A 19782-nucleotide genomic window follows, 5' to 3' on the forward strand; every position below is an offset into this window, starting at 1 on the left:
ATATACTGTGTATATTGATATACACAGTAAACACAGTGAACACAGTAAGCAAGATGAGTGAGTGAATGACAGGTGAAAGGCAGGCAGGCATATGAACGAATGGAAGCAGGCGTGGTGGCTGACCCGCAGCCAGATGAGTAAGGATAAGCTCCAATGGCTATGGTCTGCAATATTCATGATTTACACTGGCAGCATGAGCGGTGTGATGTTAGTAGGACAACAACAGACAGATTTCATTAATCCGGTGGTGGATGCCTTCTTTTTACTTATGTTGCCATTTCAAGGGTTTATGTTCTGCAGGCGCTCCTTCCGTTACATACATGAGGATTCCTATACGCAGATGCTGGCCTACTATCGCAGAATTCCTATCCCTGAACAAGCGGTGATGTGGTCCAGGTTACAGCAGTCTCTAATGGCGTTTGCTTACAACGGTATCTTTTTCTACGGATCGTTATTTGTGGTTAACCTTCATTCTGAAGGATTCCGATGGGATCAATATCTGGCCTTTAGCCTTACCTGTACAGGTTATGGACTTGTGGTAACAGGATTGTATATTTACGGAGAGTTTCTGAACAGTGGCAAGAAATATTTGCTTCTCAGTACGCTTTTTGTACCAATCGCCATTGGCATGTCCTTACTGATTCGAATGTCAGGCAGTTACGGATTACGGCTTGTACTGGATGAAAGTAAATCATGGGGGCTACTTTCCCCGATCATGTGGATTGCTCTGGTGGCTGGCGTAGCGGGACTATGGCTGTTTAGTCGCTTGACGCTGAAGAAGCTGGTTCAACGGGATTTGAATTAAAATGAAAATTGAGCTTATGTACGAATACAGGATGAAACCGGCACGGTCAGGTAACAGACTGGAGTGTACCGGAGGGCGAGGTGCAAGATGTGAAAATACCCATTCAAATTAATGAAAATAGCGCTGAACCTTTATACCACCAAATTGAAAATCAGTTAAGATCGTTAATTATTACGGGTCAGTTGGGGGAGGGAACACATTTGCCGTCCATTCGTGAGTTCGCCGGAGCACTGAATTGCAGTGTTATTACGGTTAGACGGGTCTATCAGGATCTGGAGAATGAAGGCTTGCTTCGTACGAAGCAGGGGACAGGTACATTTGTGGCCCAGGTAGAAGCCGGTGACAGAGAGAATTATAGATTAAAGGCCGCACAGGAAGCGATGCAAGCAGCGGTGCAGTCCGGAAAATCGGTAGGCTGTACGGAAGAAGAGATGGAGAGCCTGTTCCGAGAAGTCCTGAAGGCTATTTACGTGAAGTAAGGGAGTGATTCATACGTGGAACCTATAGCAATCCAGTTGAACGGCGTATCCAAAATGCGAAAACGCAGAGTTATTGGGCCAATTGATCTGACCATCCCGGAAGGGTATATAGTGGCTATTCTCGGTCACAACGGTTCAGGCAAAAGCACTCTTCTTAACATGCTGCAGCAAGTGGTGCTACCAGATGCTGGGCAGATTATATGGTTTGGTCAGGAACATGATGGGCCACTTCCCATTGAACTGAGACAACAGATTGGTTTTGTGGCAGATAACGCTGGTTCAGAAGAGAACCGGATAACAGCACAGGAAGCAGCCCATTTCCGGGCGTACTGGTACCCACGTTGGGATATGAAGTTGTTCGACCAACTGATTCAGGATATGGAAGTACCTGTTGATGTGAAGCTGAACAAGATGTCCAAGGGAGAGCGGCGAAAATTTGAGATTGCAGCTGCAATTGCAGCTCGCCCAAGATTATTGCTTTTGGATGAGCCTTCATCAGGATTGGACCCCTTTGCCTGGAAAGTGATGGTTGAGCAGTTCCGTACCTTCATGGCGGGGGGAGACACCACGATTCTGATTGCCACACATATTGCGGACGAAGTCAAAAGGCTGGCGGATTACATCGTATTGATGCACCGTGGTCAGTCACTGGGGATGGCCGAGAAAGATATGGTGCTCGATCAGTGGAAGGAAGTCTGGTATGAAGGAGACTTAAGGCCAGAGAGTATCCCTGGTGTTGTGGAATCTTCTTTGGAAGAGGGAAGTCTGGTTCGCGTAATTACAACCCGGGTCAGCGAAGCGCAGGAGAGGCTGGAGCTGTCCAATAACCGGGTATTGAAAATCCGTAACTTGGAATTGGATGAAGTGCTGGCATTCTGGATTGCCGGGTATGCACCCGTACAGTGGAAATAACCGAAGGGAGACGATAAATGATGAACCGATTGGAATTGAAGCAAGTCGTCAAGCAATATGCAGACAAAACAGCCGTTAATGGAGTCACGCTCAATGTAAAAGAGGGGGAGATTTACGGATTGCTCGGAGCCAATGGTGCAGGTAAAACAACAACAATGCGCATGGTGCTCGGACTGATTCACCCTGACGGAGGGAATATCCTGTACAACGGCAAACCCTATAATACGGAGCTGCAACAGATTATGGGTTATCTTCCGGAAGAGCGCGGATTGTACCCGAAGGTGAAAGTCAGCGAACAGATTAATTACTTGGCACGACTTCGTGGCATGAATGGTAAGGACGCAGATCAGAGCCTCAAGTATTGGCTGAATCGGTTTGAGGTACCTGAGTATTACGATAAGAAGATCGAGGAGTTATCCAAAGGTAATCAGCAGAAAATGGGCTTTATCGCGGCTGTAGTGCATAGACCGCAGATTCTCATTCTGGATGAAGCGTTCAGCGGACTGGATCCTGTCAACGTGGAATTACTCAAATCCACCGTCAAGGAGCTACGTGACGAAGGCACGGCCATTCTGTTCTCAACACACCGTATGGAGCACGTTGAAGAGTTGTGTCGTCAGATCACCATTCTGCATCGTTCCAACACGGTGGTACAAGGAGAGATCAAGGAGATCAAGAGCCGGTATCCGCGTGAACAGGTATTCCTGGGTACGATTGGTAGTGTGGAAGGACTTGAACAGTTGTCTGGTGTGAAGAAAGTCGAGCGGAATGAGCGTGGGTACCTGATACATATTAGTCAGGTGGAAGCGGCTCAAGAGATTCTGAGAACAGCCATGACTCAGACGACAGTGGAACACTTTGAACTGAAGGAACCAACGCTTAACCAAATCTTTATTCGTGAGGTAGGTGAGTCGAATGAATAAAATGGGAACGATTACGGGTTTTACATTCAAAAACAAAGTTAAAACGAAATCATTCATGGTAACGACCATTGTACTTGCACTTTTAATTTCAATCGGACTCAATGTCCCGTATTTCATTACCTTATTTAATGGGGGTTCCATTGGTGGAGCTTCAAGCAGTAATCCTGTAAATATTGGTCTTTTGAGTACAGGGCAGCCTGAAGTTTCCGAGAAACTGGAGAGCTTCTCTGCGGCTCAAGGAGATCAGGCCTATCGATTCATTGCCAGTGGTGACAAAGATGAGGCTGCTCTTGCGGCGGATGTGGAAGCAGGGCTTACCGATGGTTATCTGAAGTTTGAAGCTGTTTCCGGGCAAGAGTTCCCGCAGCCCATTCTATATTCAGCAGAAGACGTATCACCTCAGATCATTGCATCCATTGAAGCAGCGTTGCAGAGTGTGAAGCTGGATGTGGTTGTGAAGGATGTACTCACAGCGGAGCAGAAGGAACTGATTACAACACCTGTGAAGCTCACTGAGCAAAGTTTGAGTACAGATGAGAGCGGAGCAGGTACTGATTCTGAAGGTGCAATGAGCCCGATTAACTATATTGTGGTGTACTTGCTGATCATCCTGCTGTTTACCTCAACGATGATGACAGGTAACATGATTGCCTCCGAGATCACAGCTGAGAAGAGCTCACGTATTATGGAGATTCTGATTACGAGTGTATCACCGCTCAGTCAGATGTTTGGTAAAATCATCGGGATTTTCATGGTGGGGATGCTGCAAATCGGGATCTTTGGAGCGGTGGTTGCCGGAAATATCTTGCTGCCGCATAACCGTGCAGTATTAGGTGACTTCAATATGAATGTAAGTGATGTGAATATTGCAGTTATTGTGTACGGACTCATATTCTACATTCTGGGTTACTTCCTGTATGCCGTGTTGTTCGCTGCCATTGGTTCAATGGTAAGCCGTACTGAAGAACTCGGTCAGGCTGTTCTGCCGATTACGATGTTGTCGCTTGTTTCCTTCTATATTGCGATCTTCAGTATTTCTACGCCGAACATTCTCTTGTTGAAAATCGCAAGCTTCATTCCATTCACGTCGCCGACCGCGATTCTGGTACGGATCGGCGCAGGAGTTGCGCCGACTTGGGAGATTCTAACGTCCTTAGCGATTCTCATTGTATCCATTATCATCTTCGGATGGCTTGCAGCCAAAATCTATCGCACGGGTGTGCTGATGTATGGTAAACGTCCAACCTTCAAGGAATTGTTTAAAGCCATGAAGGCATATAAGATCTAGGTTGAGTGTTTGAAAGAGGAGGAGGAGGGAGAAAGTGCTGCTCCGTTTTGGAGTGGCACTTTCTCCCTCCTTTATCCGTAGTATCTAAGGATGTCTATTCTATTAAAACCGTATTGGCAACTATATTCCTTAAAGGAGAATACATAATATGAAGAATTGGAAACGCATGCTCTTATCTCTTACCATCTCGGTAGGTTTGCTCGCATCTGCAGTACCAGCTATGGCTGCTCCACAAGGAACTTCCGTCAAGGTTAATGACCAAGCTGTGAAATATGCTACAGGAGCGCCGATCCTGGAGAAAGGTACAACATTGGTTCCACTGCGGACTACGCTGGATGCTATGGATGTGAAGCTAACAACTGCGACAGATGATACGATCACGGCTGTAGTAGATGGAAAAACGATTACACTCAAAAGCAAGCTTACACGTATCAACGGTGTAACGTATGCGCCAATCCGCATCGTCGGTGATGCAGCGGGTTATGAAGTTCGCTGGGATGCTGCTACGCGCACCGTGCTGCTGGTATCCAAAGGTGGAGCAACTGAAACTGCTCAAACCGGTGGACGTGGCTTCATGTGGGAAGTTGAAAGCAATGGCAACACGGTCTATCTGGTAGGGTCCATGCATATTGCGGATGAGAGCTTCTATCCATTGCGTCCGGAGTTTGAAGAAGCCTTTGCGGAAGCTGATTATCTCGGGGTAGAGATTGATATTAGCAAAGCCGCTGACGAAGAGCAGCAAAAGCTGGTTCTAAGTCTGGGTTCGTATCAAGATGGAACAACACTGAAAGACCACATTTCCAGTGAAACGTATACTAAACTGGGTGATGTATTGAAGAAAAATGGTCTGGAGTCTAACGCCTTGGATGCATTTAAGCCTTGGGTAGTAGAGAGCACACTTGCAAGTTTGAAGTCCACAACGGCAGGATACGAAGCGTCAGCAGGAGTGGATCTGTATTTCATCCAGAAAGCGATCGAGCGCAAACTTCCAGTTATTGAGTTGGAGAGTTATCAATCTCAACTTGGTATGTTTAACGACTTTTCCAAAGAAACACAAGAGGAAACACTGAAAGCGACAATCGAAAACTTCGACGTGTTGGATAACAGTGTGAAAGAAATGGCTGAGATGTGGAAAACGGGTAATGACGAGCAACTGCTTGAACTGACAAACAGCTTCTCCACTAACGAGGAATATAATAAAGCAATGCTGGTTGATCGTAACATTGGTATGGCGGACAAAATCGATGGTTACTTGAAAAACGGCAAAGGTGAGGAATATTTCATTGTTGTTGGCGCGGCACACTACCTGGGCGATCACGGCATCGTGAAACTGCTTGAGGATAAAGGATATAAAGTAGAACGTAAATAAATATAGATTACTATAGAAGGTAACCCTTTCGTCTCGAATATAAGAGTTGAGAGGGTTACCTTCTTATATATAGAAGAAAGACAGATTTAATAAAGAAGATCAAGCTGCAATCTACAATTGAACCTAAGAGTTCATTGTAGATTGCAGGTCCTCAATATGGTTAGATCGTGGATTTGATATGTTTTGAAATTAACTCTTTACAAGTGTATGTTCTACATGGTATATTCTATTTCCGGCCAAAAAAACACGAAATATACGGTGCGGCAAGCGATTGAGATAAGCTTCGAAAGAAACTTAAAAAAAAGAGCTTGCAAAGTTGGTTCGGACATGATATTATATAAGAGTTGCTGAAGAGAAAAACATTCGGTAACAAAACAAGTTTGATCTTTGAAAACTGAACAACGAGTGAGTAAACATTCTGCTTGCAGAATGAACGCGAAAGTTTGAGACAAGCCTTGGCTTGAATCGACTGGAGCACAAATGAGATTTTTAATCTCGTCAGATTCAAAATGAGCTTATCGCTCTTTTCAATACTTTATTGGAGAGTTTGATCCTGGCTCAGGACGAACGCTGGCGGCATGCCTAATACATGCAAGTCGAGCGGACTTGAAGAGAAGCTTGCTTCTCTGATGGTTAGCGGCGGACGGGTGAGTAACACGTAGGCAACCTGCCCTCAAGTTTGGGACAACTACCGGAAACGGTAGCTAATACCGAATAGTTGTTTTCTTCGCCTGAAGAGAACTGGAAAGACGGAGCAATCTGTCACTTGGGGATGGGCCTGCGGCGCATTAGCTAGTTGGTGAGGTAACGGCTCACCAAGGCGACGATGCGTAGCCGACCTGAGAGGGTGATCGGCCACACTGGGACTGAGACACGGCCCAGACTCCTACGGGAGGCAGCAGTAGGGAATCTTCCGCAATGGGCGAAAGCCTGACGGAGCAATGCCGCGTGAGTGATGAAGGTTTTCGGATCGTAAAGCTCTGTTGCCAGGGAAGAACGCTTGGGAGAGTAACTGCTCTCAAGGTGACGGTACCTGAGAAGAAAGCCCCGGCTAACTACGTGCCAGCAGCCGCGGTAATACGTAGGGGGCAAGCGTTGTCCGGAATTATTGGGCGTAAAGCGCGCGCAGGCGGTCATTTAAGTCTGGTGTTTAATCCCGGGGCTCAACCCCGGATCGCACTGGAAACTGGGTGACTTGAGTGCAGAAGAGGAGAGTGGAATTCCACGTGTAGCGGTGAAATGCGTAGATATGTGGAGGAACACCAGTGGCGAAGGCGACTCTCTGGGCTGTAACTGACGCTGAGGCGCGAAAGCGTGGGGAGCAAACAGGATTAGATACCCTGGTAGTCCACGCCGTAAACGATGAGTGCTAGGTGTTAGGGGTTTCGATACCCTTGGTGCCGAAGTTAACACATTAAGCACTCCGCCTGGGGAGTACGGTCGCAAGACTGAAACTCAAAGGAATTGACGGGGACCCGCACAAGCAGTGGAGTATGTGGTTTAATTCGAAGCAACGCGAAGAACCTTACCAGGTCTTGACATCCCTCTGATCGATGCAGAGATGTATCTTTCCTTCGGGACAGAGGAGACAGGTGGTGCATGGTTGTCGTCAGCTCGTGTCGTGAGATGTTGGGTTAAGTCCCGCAACGAGCGCAACCCTTATATTTAGTTGCCAGCACTTCGGGTGGGCACTCTAGATAGACTGCCGGTGACAAACCGGAGGAAGGTGGGGATGACGTCAAATCATCATGCCCCTTATGACCTGGGCTACACACGTACTACAATGGCCGGTACAACGGGCTGCGAAATCGCGAGATGGAGCCAATCCCAACAAAGCCGGTCTCAGTTCGGATTGCAGGCTGCAACTCGCCTGCATGAAGTCGGAATTGCTAGTAATCGCGGATCAGCATGCCGCGGTGAATACGTTCCCGGGTCTTGTACACACCGCCCGTCACACCACGAGAGTTTATAACACCCGAAGTCGGTGGGGTAACCGCAAGGAGCCAGCCGCCGAAGGTGGGATAGATGATTGGGGTGAAGTCGTAACAAGGTAGCCGTATCGGAAGGTGCGGCTGGATCACCTCCTTTCTATGGAGAATCGTTTCCTGCAACGGAAACATTCAAATACGCAGCTTAGCTGCAAAACACTCACTCGTTGTTCGGTTTTGAGAGCTCAAACTCTCAAAACAGCTTGCTTTTGCATGGAGCTTGTTCTTTGAAAACTAGATATCGAAACGAAACAAACGCGAATTAGAACATTCCTTTTTAGCTGAACTTGTGTACAACAAGTTTCAATAAAAACGGTAGATTGCACGTACGATGGTATCGAATGGGAGCGACTTTTGGCTTTGCGCAAGCAAAACAAGGGAAGCGAGCAGTCGAAACCGGAGCACGAGGTTAAGCTACTAAGAGCACACGGAGGATGCCTAGGCGCTAGGAGCCGATGAAGGACGTGGCGAACAACGAAACTGCCTCGGGGAGCTGTAAGCAAGCTTTGATCCGGGGGTGTCCGAATGGGGAAACCCAGCTGGGGTAATTTCCAGTTACTCACAACTGAATACATAGGTTGTGTAGAGGCATACCAGGGGAACTGAAACATCTAAGTACCCTGAGGAAGAGAAAACAATAGTGATTCCGTCAGTAGCGGCGAGCGAACGCGGAGAAGCCCAAACCAGAGAGCTTGCTCTTTGGGGTTGTGGGACGTCTCACATGGAGTTACAAAGGAACCGGTTAAGCGAAGAGGTCTGGAAAGGCCCGCCAAAGAAGGTAAAAGCCCTGTAGTTGAAAGTCTGTTCCCTCCGAGACGGATCCCGAGTAGTGCGGGGCACGTGAAACCCCGTATGAATCCGGCAGGACCATCTGCCAAGGCTAAATACTTCCTAGCGACCGATAGTGAAGCAGTACCGTGAGGGAAAGGTGAAAAGCACCCCGGAAGGGGAGTGAAATAGAACCTGAAACCGTGTGCTTACAAAAAGTCAGAGCCCGTTTTAGGGGTGATGGCGTGCCTTTTGTAGAATGAACCGGCGAGTTACGTTCCCGTGCAAGGTTAAGGTGAAGAGCCGGAGCCGCAGCGAAAGCGAGTCTGAATAGGGCGACATAGTACGTGGACGTAGACCCGAAACCGGGTGATCTACCCCTGTCCAGGGTGAAGGTGCGGTAACACGCACTGGAGGCCCGAACCCACGCATGTTGAAAAATGCGGGGATGAGGTGGGGGTAGCGGAGAAATTCCAATCGAACTCGGAGATAGCTGGTTCTCCCCGAAATAGCTTTAGGGCTAGCCTCGGAAAACAGAGTCGTGGAGGTAGAGCACTGATTGGGTGCGGGGCCCGCAAGGGTTACCAAGCTCAGTCAAACTCCGAATGCCATAGACTTACTTCCGGGAGTCAGACAGTGAGTGCTAAGATCCATTGTCAAAAGGGAAACAGCCCAGACCATCAGCTAAGGTCCCCAAGTGTGTGTTAAGTGGGAAAGGATGTGGAGTTGCACAGACAACCAGGATGTTGGCTTAGAAGCAGCCACCATTGAAAGAGTGCGTAATAGCTCACTGGTCGAGTGACTCTGCGCCGAAAATGTAACGGGGCTAAACACACCACCGAAGCTATGGCTTGATGCTTTGCATCAGGGGTAGGGGAGCGTTGTATAAGGGTTGAAGGTGTACCGTAAGGAGCGCTGGACATTATACAAGTGAGAATGCCGGTATGAGTAACGAAAAGATCAGTGAGAATCTGATCCGCCGAAAGCCTAAGGGTTCCTGAGGAAGGCTCGTCCGCTCAGGGTAAGTCGGGACCTAAGGCGAGGCCGAAAGGCGTAGTCGAAGGACAACAGGTCGAAATTCCTGTACCACCGTAAGCCGTTATGAGCAATGGGGGGACGCAGTAGGGTAGTGACGCGGACTGATGGATGTCCGTCTAAGCAGTAAGGCTGATGTGTAGGCAAATCCGCACATTGTAAGGCTGAGCTGTGATGGGGAGCGAAAATTATAGTAGCGAAGGTCATGATCTCACACTGCCAAGAAAAGCCTCTAGCCAGGTGAAGGTGCCCGTACCGCAAACCGACACAGGTAGGCGAGAAGAGTATTCTAAGGCGCGCGGAAGAACTCTCGTTAAGGAACTCGGCAAAATGACCCCGTAACTTCGGGAGAAGGGGTGCCCCGGTAGTGTGAATAGCACGAGGGGGCCGCAGTGAAAAGGCCCAAGCGACTGTTTAGCAAAAACACAGGTCTGTGCGAAGCCGTAAGGCGAAGTATACGGGCTGACGCCTGCCCGGTGCTGGAAGGTTAAGGGGAGTGGTTAGGAGCAATCCGAAGCTGTGAACCGAAGCCCCAGTAAACGGCGGCCGTAACTATAACGGTCCTAAGGTAGCGAAATTCCTTGTCAGGTAAATTCTGACCCGCACGAATGGCGTAACGACTTGGGCGCTGTCTCAACGAGAGATCCGGTGAAATTTTAATACCTGTGAAGATGCAGGTTACCCGCGACAAGACGGAAAGACCCCATGGAGCTTTACTGCAGCTTGATATTGAATTTGGGTACGATCTGTACAGGATAGGTGGGAGCCTTTGAAACGTGAGCGCCAGCTTGCGTGGAGGCAACGTTGGGATACCACCCTGATCGTATCTAGGTTCTAACCTGGTACCGTAATCCGGTGCGGGGACAGTGTCAGGTGGGCAGTTTGACTGGGGCGGTCGCCTCCTAAAGAGTAACGGAGGCGCCCAAAGGTTCCCTCAGAATGGTTGGAAATCATTCGAAGAGTGCAAAGGCATAAGGGAGCTTGACTGCGAGACCTACAAGTCGAGCAGGGACGAAAGTCGGGCTTAGTGATCCGGTGGTACCGCATGGAAGGGCCATCGCTCAACGGATAAAAGCTACCCTGGGGATAACAGGCTTATCTCCCCCAAGAGTCCACATCGACGGGGAGGTTTGGCACCTCGATGTCGGCTCATCGCATCCTGGGGCTGAAGTAGGTCCCAAGGGTTGGGCTGTTCGCCCATTAAAGCGGTACGCGAGCTGGGTTCAGAACGTCGTGAGACAGTTCGGTCCCTATCTGTCGTGGGCGTAGGAAATTTGAGAGGAGCTGTCCTTAGTACGAGAGGACCGGGATGGACGTACCGCTGGTGTACCAGTTGTTCCGCCAGGAGCACCGCTGGGTAGCTATGTACGGACGGGATAAACGCTGAAAGCATCTAAGCGTGAAGCCCCCCTCAAGATGAGATTTCCCAGTATGTAAGACCCCTTGAAGACGACGAGGTAGATAGGCTGGGGGTGGAAGTGCAGCAATGCATGGAGCTGACCAGTACTAATCGGTCGAGGGCTTATCCAATAGCAAGTTGTAATTCGCATGTTTCGTTTCGAATCTAGTTTTCAGAGAACAAGAACTCTGAAATGTAAGCTAAGCTATGCGTTTGGTGGCGATGGCGGAGGGGTTCCACACGTACCCATCCCGAACACGACCGTTAAGCCCTCTAGCGCCGATGGTACTTGGACCGCAGGGTCCTGGGAGAGTAGGACGCCGCCAAGCAATAGGAAGACACACTTGATGATATCGAGTGTGTCTTTTTTGTGTTACTATTTTTCTGCCGAGAAACAAACTAACTATATAGATAAGACAGCATCAATATAATCATCTATATGAAGACTCTCAGTACTAATAATTGTACTACGGAGTAATGCTGATATACATACTTCCATATGATCGACTGCTTGATTCTTAACTCGTTCAGCAACCTTTCAGTTGAATTTAACGTACGTTTCAGTGGGATAGGTTATAGTGAAGCTAAGTAAAGAGGGGGGAAATCATAATGAATATATCTTCTACAGCCAGCTCCACTACATCATACATATCGACATCTTCGAGTTCGGACAATTCAAGTAGCTTGGAGAAACAAAAGACGAAGCTCGAAGCACAACTGGAGAAAGTACAATCCAGCAAGGACGATGAGAAGACGAAGGAGACAAAGACCAAACAGCTTGAACAGCAAATCAAGCAGATTGAGTCACAGATTGCACAGCAAAGCTCTCAAGGAGCCGGTACAACTGCTACGAAGGAGGCTCCACCTGCCCAACCACCATCCAATGGAATGGGCGTAGCTACCCCTAAGGAGATTGCGAACGCAACAACAGATAGTAATGGCCGATTTGATATACGCATCTAATGACATCTAATTTAGGATAAAACAAACCCCTGACCGATCTATATTGATCGTGCAGGGCTTTGTTAATTTGTTTATTAGATTATTTTATGAGGTCTACCTGCATTTTATCTACGTTCTATTGATCTTCTATCTGTTACTGTTATTATCTGTTAACGTTATTCAGACTGCAACGCGTTTATTCGATCCGTAAGGGATCGTTTTCTATAGTACAGGGCTATGGTTGCGAGAACCAGCATTTCAGACAGCGGTACGGCAAGCCACACACCCGTGACACCAAAGAATGAAGGGAGGATCGCAATCAACGCAATCATGATGATCATTTCACGCGCAGCTGTGATCCAGATGGCCATTTTGGCATTGCCTACAGATTGGAAATAGGTACTCATGACAAAGTTAACACCCATAAACACATAGGCAAATGTAAATATACGTAATCCGTAAACGGCATTATCCGTTACGCCACTACTGAAGTTTCCAAAGATTTGCACGAAATAAGGCGCACCAATTTGAACAACAATCAGTAATAGTAGACCGCATGCCAGGGCCGTTTTGGTAGCTAAACGTATCGTTTGTTGTACCCGTTTAATCTGTTTGGCACCGTGATAATAGCTGATCAGAGGTTGGGCAGCAGACGCCAGACCCAGGAACGCTAACAGTACCACACCATGAATATAGTTCAACACGGTAAAGGATGCTACGCCATCCGTGCCTGCAATACGGTCCATAGAGATGTTATGGGAGACTGAGAAAACCGACATGCCAAGTTCAGCCAGAAAGCTGGGGAAACCAATGAGTAGAAGGGAAGCCAGCAGTTTGTTGTTCCATTTGAACCGGGTGGACGTGAGATTATTTGTTTTTTTGAAAAAATGAGTGAACAGGACAAGCAGCGCCAGAGATGCCGATATGATTGTACCGATGGCTACACCGCGTACACCCCATTCGAGTACATACAATGTTATATAATTGATGATGATATTGGCTACAGCAAACGTAATCTGAGCGTACATGGATGTGTTGGGATTCCCATCGTTTCGTACAAAGATAGAGAGTGCATTCTCAATGGTGAAAACGAACCCGAACAATAACATGATATTCATATAGTCCGAAGCAAACGGGAAGGTCTCGGCGTTCGCACCGAGGGAGTATACCAGCTTGTCTTTGAATGTAAATGCAACATATCCAATGGCTACCGTAACTAACATAATCAGCATAAGGGATTTGGTGAAAATTTGTTTGGCTGATGTGATATCTTTTCTACCCATAGCGTTGGAGTACAAGGTCGCCCCGCCCATACCAATCCACAGTGACATGGCAACAAATAGTGTGTAGACAGGTGAGGCAATGCCGATTCCGGCCATCGCGGTAGAACCCAGTTTGTGTCCAACCATAATGCCGTCGATAATAAAATTAAAAGCAACTACCAGCATCCCTAATACAGAAGGCACTAGGTAACTTATAAAAGCTTTACCTACAGATTGCCCTTCCAATGGATGCGTCCAATTCGTATTCATAATGACCTCCGTTAGTAAACTGAATGTTCATTCTGTATTTAATAATACTGAACGTTCGTTCTGTATGATAACACGCCATGAATTCTCTTGGCAACTTTTGCGTTTAAATATCGTTTATGTGATAGAGTAGGTGGATATTTATAAGGCGGGAGGAATCTCTTGATGAAACAAAATAAATACGATGAAGCTGAATTTTTCAATAACTACAGTAAGATGGCTCGTTCCGTTCAAGGGCTGGATGCAGCGGGGGAGTGGCATGAACTGCAGACTCTTTTGCCTGATTTGAAGGACAAGCGTGTGCTGGATTTGGGATGTGGTTTTGGGTGGCATTGCCGGTATGCGCGTGAACAAAAAGCGAGTTCAGTGATCGGTGTAGATCTGTCTGAAAATATGCTTCAGCGTGCTCGTGAAATGACGGACGACCCGCAGATCCAGTACAAGCAGCTGGCGATTGAAGATATTGATTTTGCACCGGGACAATTCGACGTTGTGATCAGTTCACTGGCTTTGCATTATATTGACCGGTTAGACACGGTGTACGCTAAGATCAATGATTGTCTTATTGAAGGGGGCACATTTGTACTATCCTCGGAACATCCCATCTTCACCGCTCGCGCTGCGCAGGATTGGCATTACGGACCCGAAGGTGAGATCCTACACTGGCCCGTGGATGATTACCACGATGAAGGGAAGCGTGTGGCGAACTTTCTGAATCAGGATGTAGTCAAATACCATCGCACACTGGCAACACATCTCAATGAACTGATTAAGGCAGGGTTTGCTATTCAACAGGTGGCTGAATCCAAACCATCACCAGAGATGATTGAACAGGTTCCAGGCATGAGAGACGAGAATAGGAGACCGATGTTTCTGATGATTGCTGCTGTGAAAGTATAACGATGAAAATGATATGTTAGACCAGAGGGCAGAAAGAAACTGTGGAAGTGGAGCGTTCGCCTAAAAGCTTTCTGATAGAGATTACTAACTAAGTAAACTTGAAGGAATCAGTGTGTTCAGCGATGTTGAACACGCTGTTTTTTTATTTTGCTACAATAATAAGAAATAATGTCCAAAACAGGGAACCAAACCACAGTAGAATCAGTCATATTAAGTGAGGTGAACAACAGTTGGATGATCAATTACTGGCACAGGCTCAGACTATAGACAATTACACACTTAGCAGCATAATGGATGACTACGGAAACGATGTGTGGAATTACGCTTATTTTCTGACCAAAAGTGCCGAACAGGCAGATGAATTGTCACAGGAGGTATTTATTCGGGCGTATTCGGGGATCACTCATTATCGTGGAGATTGCTCACTGAAAACCTGGCTGTTGACGATTACTAGGAACACGACTTTTACATATCGAAAATCCAGATTTTTTCGTAATAGTCTGTGGGGAGAGACGTTACCCATTGAGACAGAGCGTGGGAGTTCAAGCCAAAGAGTCATGATTGCAGAGCAGTCTGCACATCCTTCGGCCGAGATGGAAGTGATGCGTAAGGAGCATATCCATGAAATCTGGGATATTGTTCTGGCGTTGCCCAAGAAGTTCCGGGAGATTCTTTTGCTGAATCTGAAATATGAGCTTACGACGAGTGAGATTGCTGAGATGTTGAAAATCAGCTCAGGCACAGTAAAATCCAGACTATCCCGAGGTAAGGATAAGGTACGGAAACAATGGGAGGAGCGAAGCAAATGAGACACAAGGATGAGCAATGGGAGAAGGAAATCCGGAAGGAACCGTTTGCGTCGTCTCCTTTTACAGAGGATCACAAGCGAAAGGTGCTTCAACAGGTGGAGTGGATGAAGAAGTCGGAAGAGGGGAGCAAGGGAGATGTGCCAGAGAGCAGATCTAGGTTGTCCAGGCCGCAAGTAGGCAACGTGTCACACAAGCGTCGCCCTAGAAGAGGGCCTCTTGTTGCCGGTACGGGTGCATTGGTTATTGCTGCTGGATTGTTCCTATGGATCTGGGATGATGGACAGCTGGTAAAACCCGTGATCGAGCAGGTCTATCCGACAGCAGCGTTACAGTTATCCGATGATCTGAACACGAATCTGCTAACCGACAAAATGAAAAGAAATGTAGCGACAACGATGCGAGATGATCTGGGTAAACAGCTGAAGATTACGAAAGTGGAAGACCTGCCTGTGTCCGGCAGAATATATGTAGAGGCTGGAAATGAAAGCGAGAAGGAGTATGCGCAGATATGGCTCGATGCGACAACAGGAAATCTGCGTGAGGTAGGAATGAGACGTGAGATGCAGCCAAGCGAGCTGGAACACCGTTATCTGCGTCAAGTTCCATCGCTTTTGCAAAGTATAGGCAGCACTCCAACGCTTAAACCTGCATCAGTCCAACGTTTTGTGAGTATGAAGCAAGGGGAATTGGAGCCGATATCACATACGACATTATGGTTAGAAAATGAGACTGGCGATGGTTATGGGGAGATTGTATGGCAGCAGGACAAGGCTGTTTCGATCACAGGCGACCTTAGACCTGATCAAATATCACAGACAGCGCTGGCGGATGCCAGAAACGCGATTGAGGCTCTGTCTGGTAAAGCCAATCTTGATCTGGTAAGAGCAAGCCGAAGCAAAGATGATGAACTTGGCAAGGATACAGTCTCCTTTTCCTTTAAAGATAACTACTTTGTGCAGATGACCGAAGGAAAAGAGGGCTTGGGTTATACCGTAGGGGATGCTAATTATTATGAGCAACAAGAAATAGGCAACATCGAAGAGATGGAGGCTTATCATGAGAAATTATACAATATTGATGAGTCTCTTCTTAGAGAAAAAGTGGGACCAATAGTAAAAAAGATATTTAACATTGATTTTGACGCCTATAAACTTCACAGAAATGCTGAGCAATTGGGAGTCGTCACATTTGAACTGGAGTCGAGCACGGATGTTTTTCAGGTTGAATACAGGGAAGATGGACGGATCAAGATGATCACCAGAGGCGAGTTATAGGCCTGATCTTATATGTTACAATTTACTTCATAGATGAATGAGTATAAGGAGATAACGATGAAATATTTGGTGAGTTCATGTCTGGCGGGGGTAGCTTGCCGTTACAATGGAACAGCGAGTCTGGATGAGAAGATTCAGGAGCTGGTGGAGCAGGAGCAGGCGAAGATGGTATGTCCGGAGCTGCTTGGCGGATTCTCCACTCCACGGGAACCGGCTGAAATTATCGGTGGCACGGGCAAGGACGTACTAGCAGGCACTGCAAAAGTGATCGAGAAAAGTGGCAAAGACGTCACAGAGCTGTATATCAAGGGAGCCTATAAGACACTCGAATGGGCGAGAGAATTGAATGTATCGTGTGTGGTACTGAAGGAGTTTAGTCCGTCCTGTGGTACAAAGATGATCTATGATGGGAATTTTGCCAATCACAAGGTAACTGGAGAAGGTGTCACCTCAGCATTGCTGCGACAAGAAGGATATACCGTCATTTCTGAAAATGAATGGATGCAGCAACTATAGGTCGCATAGATATCGTTTCATATTCACAGAAAAGCCGCTGGATTATATCCTGGCGGCTTTTCTGTTGTCTCCCATTACTTTTCTCATTAAATGAATAAAGTCGATTTTCCTGAAATGCTAACAAACAATATGGATACATACGATATAGATATAAGATATATAAGGCTATCTACTATATAAAGCGGGGGAATAATCATGTCAATTCAGTCTAAGCCAAAATATAAGAAAGGAAATAAACTCAAAAATATAAAATTAACAACAACGATGGTCATCATGACTGTAATTAGTCTAATCGGCTTGTTTACTGTCTTTCTGATTGGGATTTTCGGAATGAACGAAGCAAAAATGGGACAAGGTATCCTCTACAATGACCGCTTCCAGCATCAAACCAATGTTCTTGAATTGAAAAGTAATTTCTATAATATGCGCGCCAATTATACAAAGGTTCTTGATAATGCAGAGTATACCGACAAACAGTACGATCAGGTTCAGAAAGGTAAGAAGAGTATCACGGATGGCTTGAATGAATTTTCAGCAAGAACATTGGATAACAAAGAAAAAGAGATATTTGCAGATTTGGCAGCAAAGATGGATACATATTATCAGGATATTGAGCAAATCATGGATACCAAAAAGATGTCGGGCACCTACGATAGTGAAGAGAGAGGAAGAATTAACAAAAGCAGTACAGCGATTGTGGAGACGATCACCCTTTTGAGTGCGCATAACGAAGAAGAGTCAGCCAAGCTCTATGCGGATACACAGGAAGTAATTCAGCAGCGAGCATTGGTGCTCGGTTCGGTTCTTTTGTTTTCACTTGCAGCACTCATTCTTATTTCATTTGTAGTGATTCGCAGTATACGTCAACGAATGAAAGCTATCACCCGTTATTGTGAAGAAATAACACAAGGCAACTTAACGGCATCCTTAGATCCGCATCTAACACAGGGAAATAATGAGATAAGTGTCATCGCACGAGCTATTCGTACAATGAGCGATTCCACAACAAATGTCATTCGTGGTGTAGTTCAGGAATCTCATCATATCAACCAGGTTAGCGATCTTACCAACCAGAACATGGCTGGTCTGAATGAACGGATTCGTGAAGTATCAGCTACAGTTGAAGAGCTCTCTGCTGCAATGGAAGAGGCTTCAGCCCATACGGAAAATATGAATCATTCGGCTGCTGAGATGCAACAGGGAGCTGAATATATATCGGAACAGACATCTAAACAAGCAGAGTCCGCCTATGTGACCAGCACGAAGGCTGAAAAGTTGAAGCAGGAAGCCCGCGAATCGAGCCGAGCAGCCATAGACATGGTTGATCATACGAGTAAGAAGATGTCAGAAGCGCTGGAACGTGCAACTGCTGTAGATCAGATTGGTATATTATCTCAGTCTATTTTGGATGTTACAGCGCAGACTAATCTGCTTGCACTCAATGCATCCATTGAAGCTGCAAGAGCTGGAGAAGCAGGCAGAGGTTTTGCGGTTGTAGCAAGTGAGATTCGAAAGTTGGCTGATGATTCCAGACAGGCTGCCGATCAAATCAAGCAGGTCACGGAAGAAGTTATGCAGTCTGTAACCAATCTGTCCTCGAATGCCAAAGAGTTGCTATCCTTCATGTTCAATCAGGTTGGCAAAGATTATAAATTATTGGAGGATACAGCTGAACAGTATTATGTCGATTCCCTTGATCATGCCAATGCCGTTAAAGATCTCAATGCAACATCACAACAAGTGACTGCAAATATCAAAATACTAGTGGGTTCCATTCACGAGATTGCATCAGCGAGTGAACAATCCGCCGCATCCAGTCAGGAAATCGCAGGACACATGGTCGCCTCTGCTGCGCAATCTGTGGAAGTAGTTAAACAATCTGATCAAGTGAAAGATAGCGCATTAAATCTGAATAAGCTGGTTCAAGATTTCAAGATTTAAAAGGAAAAGAGTTATAGATAATCCACTAGGCCATGTAAGTGCCCAGTGGGTTATTGCTGTCTTTCGTCCAATACTTACTTTTATAAACCAAGAAACAATAATGTGCGTACTTTTAATTTATGCACATAGGTCCTAAACTAATACTTGAGATGAAACCACTTAAACATTATTGTTCAACATAAAAAAAGTTATAAAAAGGACGTGGAGCTCCATGGAAGTTACAGCAAAGTCAAAGACAAAGGAAGACATCTTAAAGGCGTATCATTTCCGGCATGCAACAAAGATATTTGATGATACCCGCAAAATCTCGGATGAGGATTTCCAGTTTATATTGGAGACAGGCAGATTATCTCCAAGTTCCATTGGTCTTGAACCGTGGAAGTTTCTGATTGTACAAAATCCGAACCTGCGTAAGCGTCTGTCCGAAGTCTCTTCCGGCGCTCAAAAGCAATTGGCTACAGCAAGCCATTTTGTTGTTATTTTGGCCCGGTCCGATGCCAGTTATAATTCTCCCTATGCGGAGTACATGCTGAAGGAAACAAAGGGAATGCCGAATAACGTATTTGAGCTAACAAGTGAGGCTTATGGAAAGTTTCAAAATAACCAGAAGATTCTGGATAATCCACGATCATTATTTGACTGGGCATCTAAACAAACTTATATTGCACTCGGCAACATGATGACGGCGGCAGCTCAGATCGAGATTGATTCTTGTCCAATCGAAGGTTTCAGCCGCGAGGGCGTCCACCGTATTATGGAAGAAGAGGGCTTGCTGGAAGATGGCGCATGGGGCGTCTCTATGATGGCAGCCTTCGGTTATCGGGCAGAGGAGCCCCAGCGTGAGAAGTCCCGACAATCCGTTGAGAAAATCACGCAATGGATTAACTGAATTCAGCATGAATCCA

At 46.5% G+C, this 19782-nt stretch carries 14 protein-coding genes and 3 rRNA genes; 16 read left to right on the forward strand and 1 reads right to left on the reverse strand.

The genetic code is table 11. The features are described 5' to 3' along the window. The first annotated feature begins 91 nt into the window (after window positions 1–91). From MHI12_RS03150 to MHI12_RS03195, 10 genes are all read left to right on the forward strand, one after another. Window positions 92–805 carry a hypothetical protein gene (locus MHI12_RS03150; RefSeq protein ID WP_341006002.1) on the forward strand — a complete coding sequence of 238 codons (714 nt, stop codon included), beginning with the start codon at window positions 92–94 and terminating at the stop codon, window positions 803–805. 89 nt (window positions 806–894) lie between these two features. Continuing rightward, entirely contained in the window at window positions 895–1284 is a 390-nt protein-coding gene (locus MHI12_RS03155) for a GntR family transcriptional regulator (protein ID WP_036613231.1), read from the forward strand. 15 nt (window positions 1285–1299) lie between these two features. Then, window positions 1300–2196: an ATP-binding cassette domain-containing protein gene (locus tag MHI12_RS03160; RefSeq protein WP_405171498.1), complete on the forward strand. Its 897-nt coding sequence runs from the start codon at window positions 1300–1302 to the stop codon at window positions 2194–2196. Between the two features lie 20 nt (window positions 2197–2216). Beyond that, entirely contained in the window at window positions 2217–3119 is a 903-nt protein-coding gene (locus tag MHI12_RS03165) for an ABC transporter ATP-binding protein (RefSeq protein WP_036668607.1), read from the forward strand. After that, window positions 3112–4407 (forward strand): ABC transporter permease, encoded by a 1296-nt coding sequence (locus MHI12_RS03170; RefSeq protein ID WP_405171499.1) that lies wholly within the window; start codon window positions 3112–3114, stop codon window positions 4405–4407. Before MHI12_RS03165 ends, MHI12_RS03170 begins: the two co-directional genes overlap by 8 nt. Before the next feature lie 148 nt (window positions 4408–4555). After that, the gene (locus tag MHI12_RS03175) at window positions 4556–5776 is read left to right on the forward strand and encodes a TraB/GumN family protein (protein WP_036613154.1); all 1221 of its coding nucleotides are present in this window, start codon (window positions 4556–4558) and stop codon (window positions 5774–5776) included. 535 nt (window positions 5777–6311) lie between these two features. Next, window positions 6312–7864: ribosomal RNA gene (locus MHI12_RS03180) — 16S ribosomal RNA — on the forward strand. A gap of 307 nt (window positions 7865–8171) precedes the next feature. After that, window positions 8172–11097: ribosomal RNA gene (locus MHI12_RS03185) — 23S ribosomal RNA — on the forward strand. 81 nt (window positions 11098–11178) lie between these two features. Next, a 5S ribosomal RNA gene (gene rrf, locus MHI12_RS03190) occupies window positions 11179–11295 on the forward strand. The 16S, 23S and 5S rRNA genes sit together here, the layout of an rRNA operon. Window positions 11296–11575: 280 nt before the next feature. Beyond that, window positions 11576–11929, forward strand: coding sequence for a FlxA-like family protein (locus tag MHI12_RS03195; protein WP_341006005.1), 354 nt, complete (start codon window positions 11576–11578; stop codon window positions 11927–11929). A 155-nt stretch (window positions 11930–12084) separates the two neighbouring features. On the opposite strand, the gene MHI12_RS03200 is transcribed toward MHI12_RS03195, so the two are convergent. Beyond that, window positions 12085–13440, reverse strand: a complete 1356-nt coding sequence (locus tag MHI12_RS03200; RefSeq protein ID WP_405171500.1) for an MATE family efflux transporter — start codon at window positions 13438–13440, stop codon at window positions 12085–12087. A gap of 162 nt (window positions 13441–13602) precedes the next feature. On the opposite strand from MHI12_RS03200, the gene MHI12_RS03205 reads away from it, so the two are divergent. From MHI12_RS03205 to MHI12_RS03230, 6 genes are all read left to right on the forward strand, one after another. Next, a complete protein-coding gene (locus MHI12_RS03205) occupies window positions 13603–14337 on the forward strand; it encodes a class I SAM-dependent methyltransferase (protein WP_405171501.1) in 735 nt (244 codons plus the stop codon). A 230-nt stretch (window positions 14338–14567) separates the two neighbouring features. Next, a complete protein-coding gene (locus MHI12_RS03210; RefSeq protein ID WP_405171502.1) occupies window positions 14568–15146 on the forward strand; it encodes an RNA polymerase sigma factor in 579 nt (192 codons plus the stop codon). Then, complete coding sequence (locus MHI12_RS03215; protein ID WP_405171503.1) at window positions 15143–16420, forward strand: hypothetical protein; 1278 nt, start codon at window positions 15143–15145, stop codon at window positions 16418–16420. Before MHI12_RS03210 ends, MHI12_RS03215 begins: the two co-directional genes overlap by 4 nt. Window positions 16421–16477: 57 nt before the next feature. After that, entirely contained in the window at window positions 16478–16936 is a 459-nt protein-coding gene (locus tag MHI12_RS03220) for a DUF523 domain-containing protein (protein ID WP_405171504.1), read from the forward strand. Between the two features lie 195 nt (window positions 16937–17131). Next, window positions 17132–18877 (forward strand): methyl-accepting chemotaxis protein, encoded by a 1746-nt coding sequence (locus tag MHI12_RS03225; protein WP_405171505.1) that lies wholly within the window; start codon window positions 17132–17134, stop codon window positions 18875–18877. A 211-nt stretch (window positions 18878–19088) separates the two neighbouring features. Further along, the gene (locus tag MHI12_RS03230; protein ID WP_405171506.1) at window positions 19089–19766 is read left to right on the forward strand and encodes an NAD(P)H-dependent oxidoreductase; all 678 of its coding nucleotides are present in this window, start codon (window positions 19089–19091) and stop codon (window positions 19764–19766) included. The last annotated feature ends 16 nt before the right edge of the window (window positions 19767–19782 follow it).

The sequence above is a fragment of the Paenibacillus sp. FSL H8-0280 genome, from assembly GCF_045040665.1.
GTDB classification, from domain to species: Bacteria; Bacillota; Bacilli; order Paenibacillales; family Paenibacillaceae; genus Paenibacillus; species Paenibacillus xylanexedens_A.

Excerpts from the sequence above, each read along its gene's own strand:
- MHI12_RS03150 (WP_341006002.1), top strand. The coding sequence starts at position 92 with ATGAACGAATGGAAGCAGGCGTGGTGGCTGACCCGCAGCCAGATGAGT.
- MHI12_RS03165 (WP_036668607.1), top strand. The coding sequence starts at position 2,217 with ATGAACCGATTGGAATTGAAGCAAGTCGTCAAGCAATATGCAGACAAA.
- MHI12_RS03170 (WP_405171499.1), top strand. The coding sequence starts at position 3,112 with ATGAATAAAATGGGAACGATTACGGGTTTTACATTCAAAAACAAAGTT.
- MHI12_RS03175 (WP_036613154.1), top strand. The coding sequence starts at position 4,556 with ATGAAGAATTGGAAACGCATGCTCTTATCTCTTACCATCTCGGTAGGT.
- MHI12_RS03195 (WP_341006005.1), top strand. The coding sequence starts at position 11,576 with ATGAATATATCTTCTACAGCCAGCTCCACTACATCATACATATCGACA.
- MHI12_RS03200 (WP_405171500.1), bottom strand. The coding sequence starts at position 13,440 with ATGAATACGAATTGGACGCATCCATTGGAAGGGCAATCTGTAGGTAAA.
- MHI12_RS03205 (WP_405171501.1), top strand. The coding sequence starts at position 13,603 with ATGAAACAAAATAAATACGATGAAGCTGAATTTTTCAATAACTACAGT.
- MHI12_RS03215 (WP_405171503.1), top strand. The coding sequence starts at position 15,143 with ATGAGACACAAGGATGAGCAATGGGAGAAGGAAATCCGGAAGGAACCG.
- MHI12_RS03220 (WP_405171504.1), top strand. The coding sequence starts at position 16,478 with ATGAAATATTTGGTGAGTTCATGTCTGGCGGGGGTAGCTTGCCGTTAC.
- MHI12_RS03225 (WP_405171505.1), top strand. The coding sequence starts at position 17,132 with ATGTCAATTCAGTCTAAGCCAAAATATAAGAAAGGAAATAAACTCAAA.
- MHI12_RS03230 (WP_405171506.1), top strand. The coding sequence starts at position 19,089 with ATGGAAGTTACAGCAAAGTCAAAGACAAAGGAAGACATCTTAAAGGCG.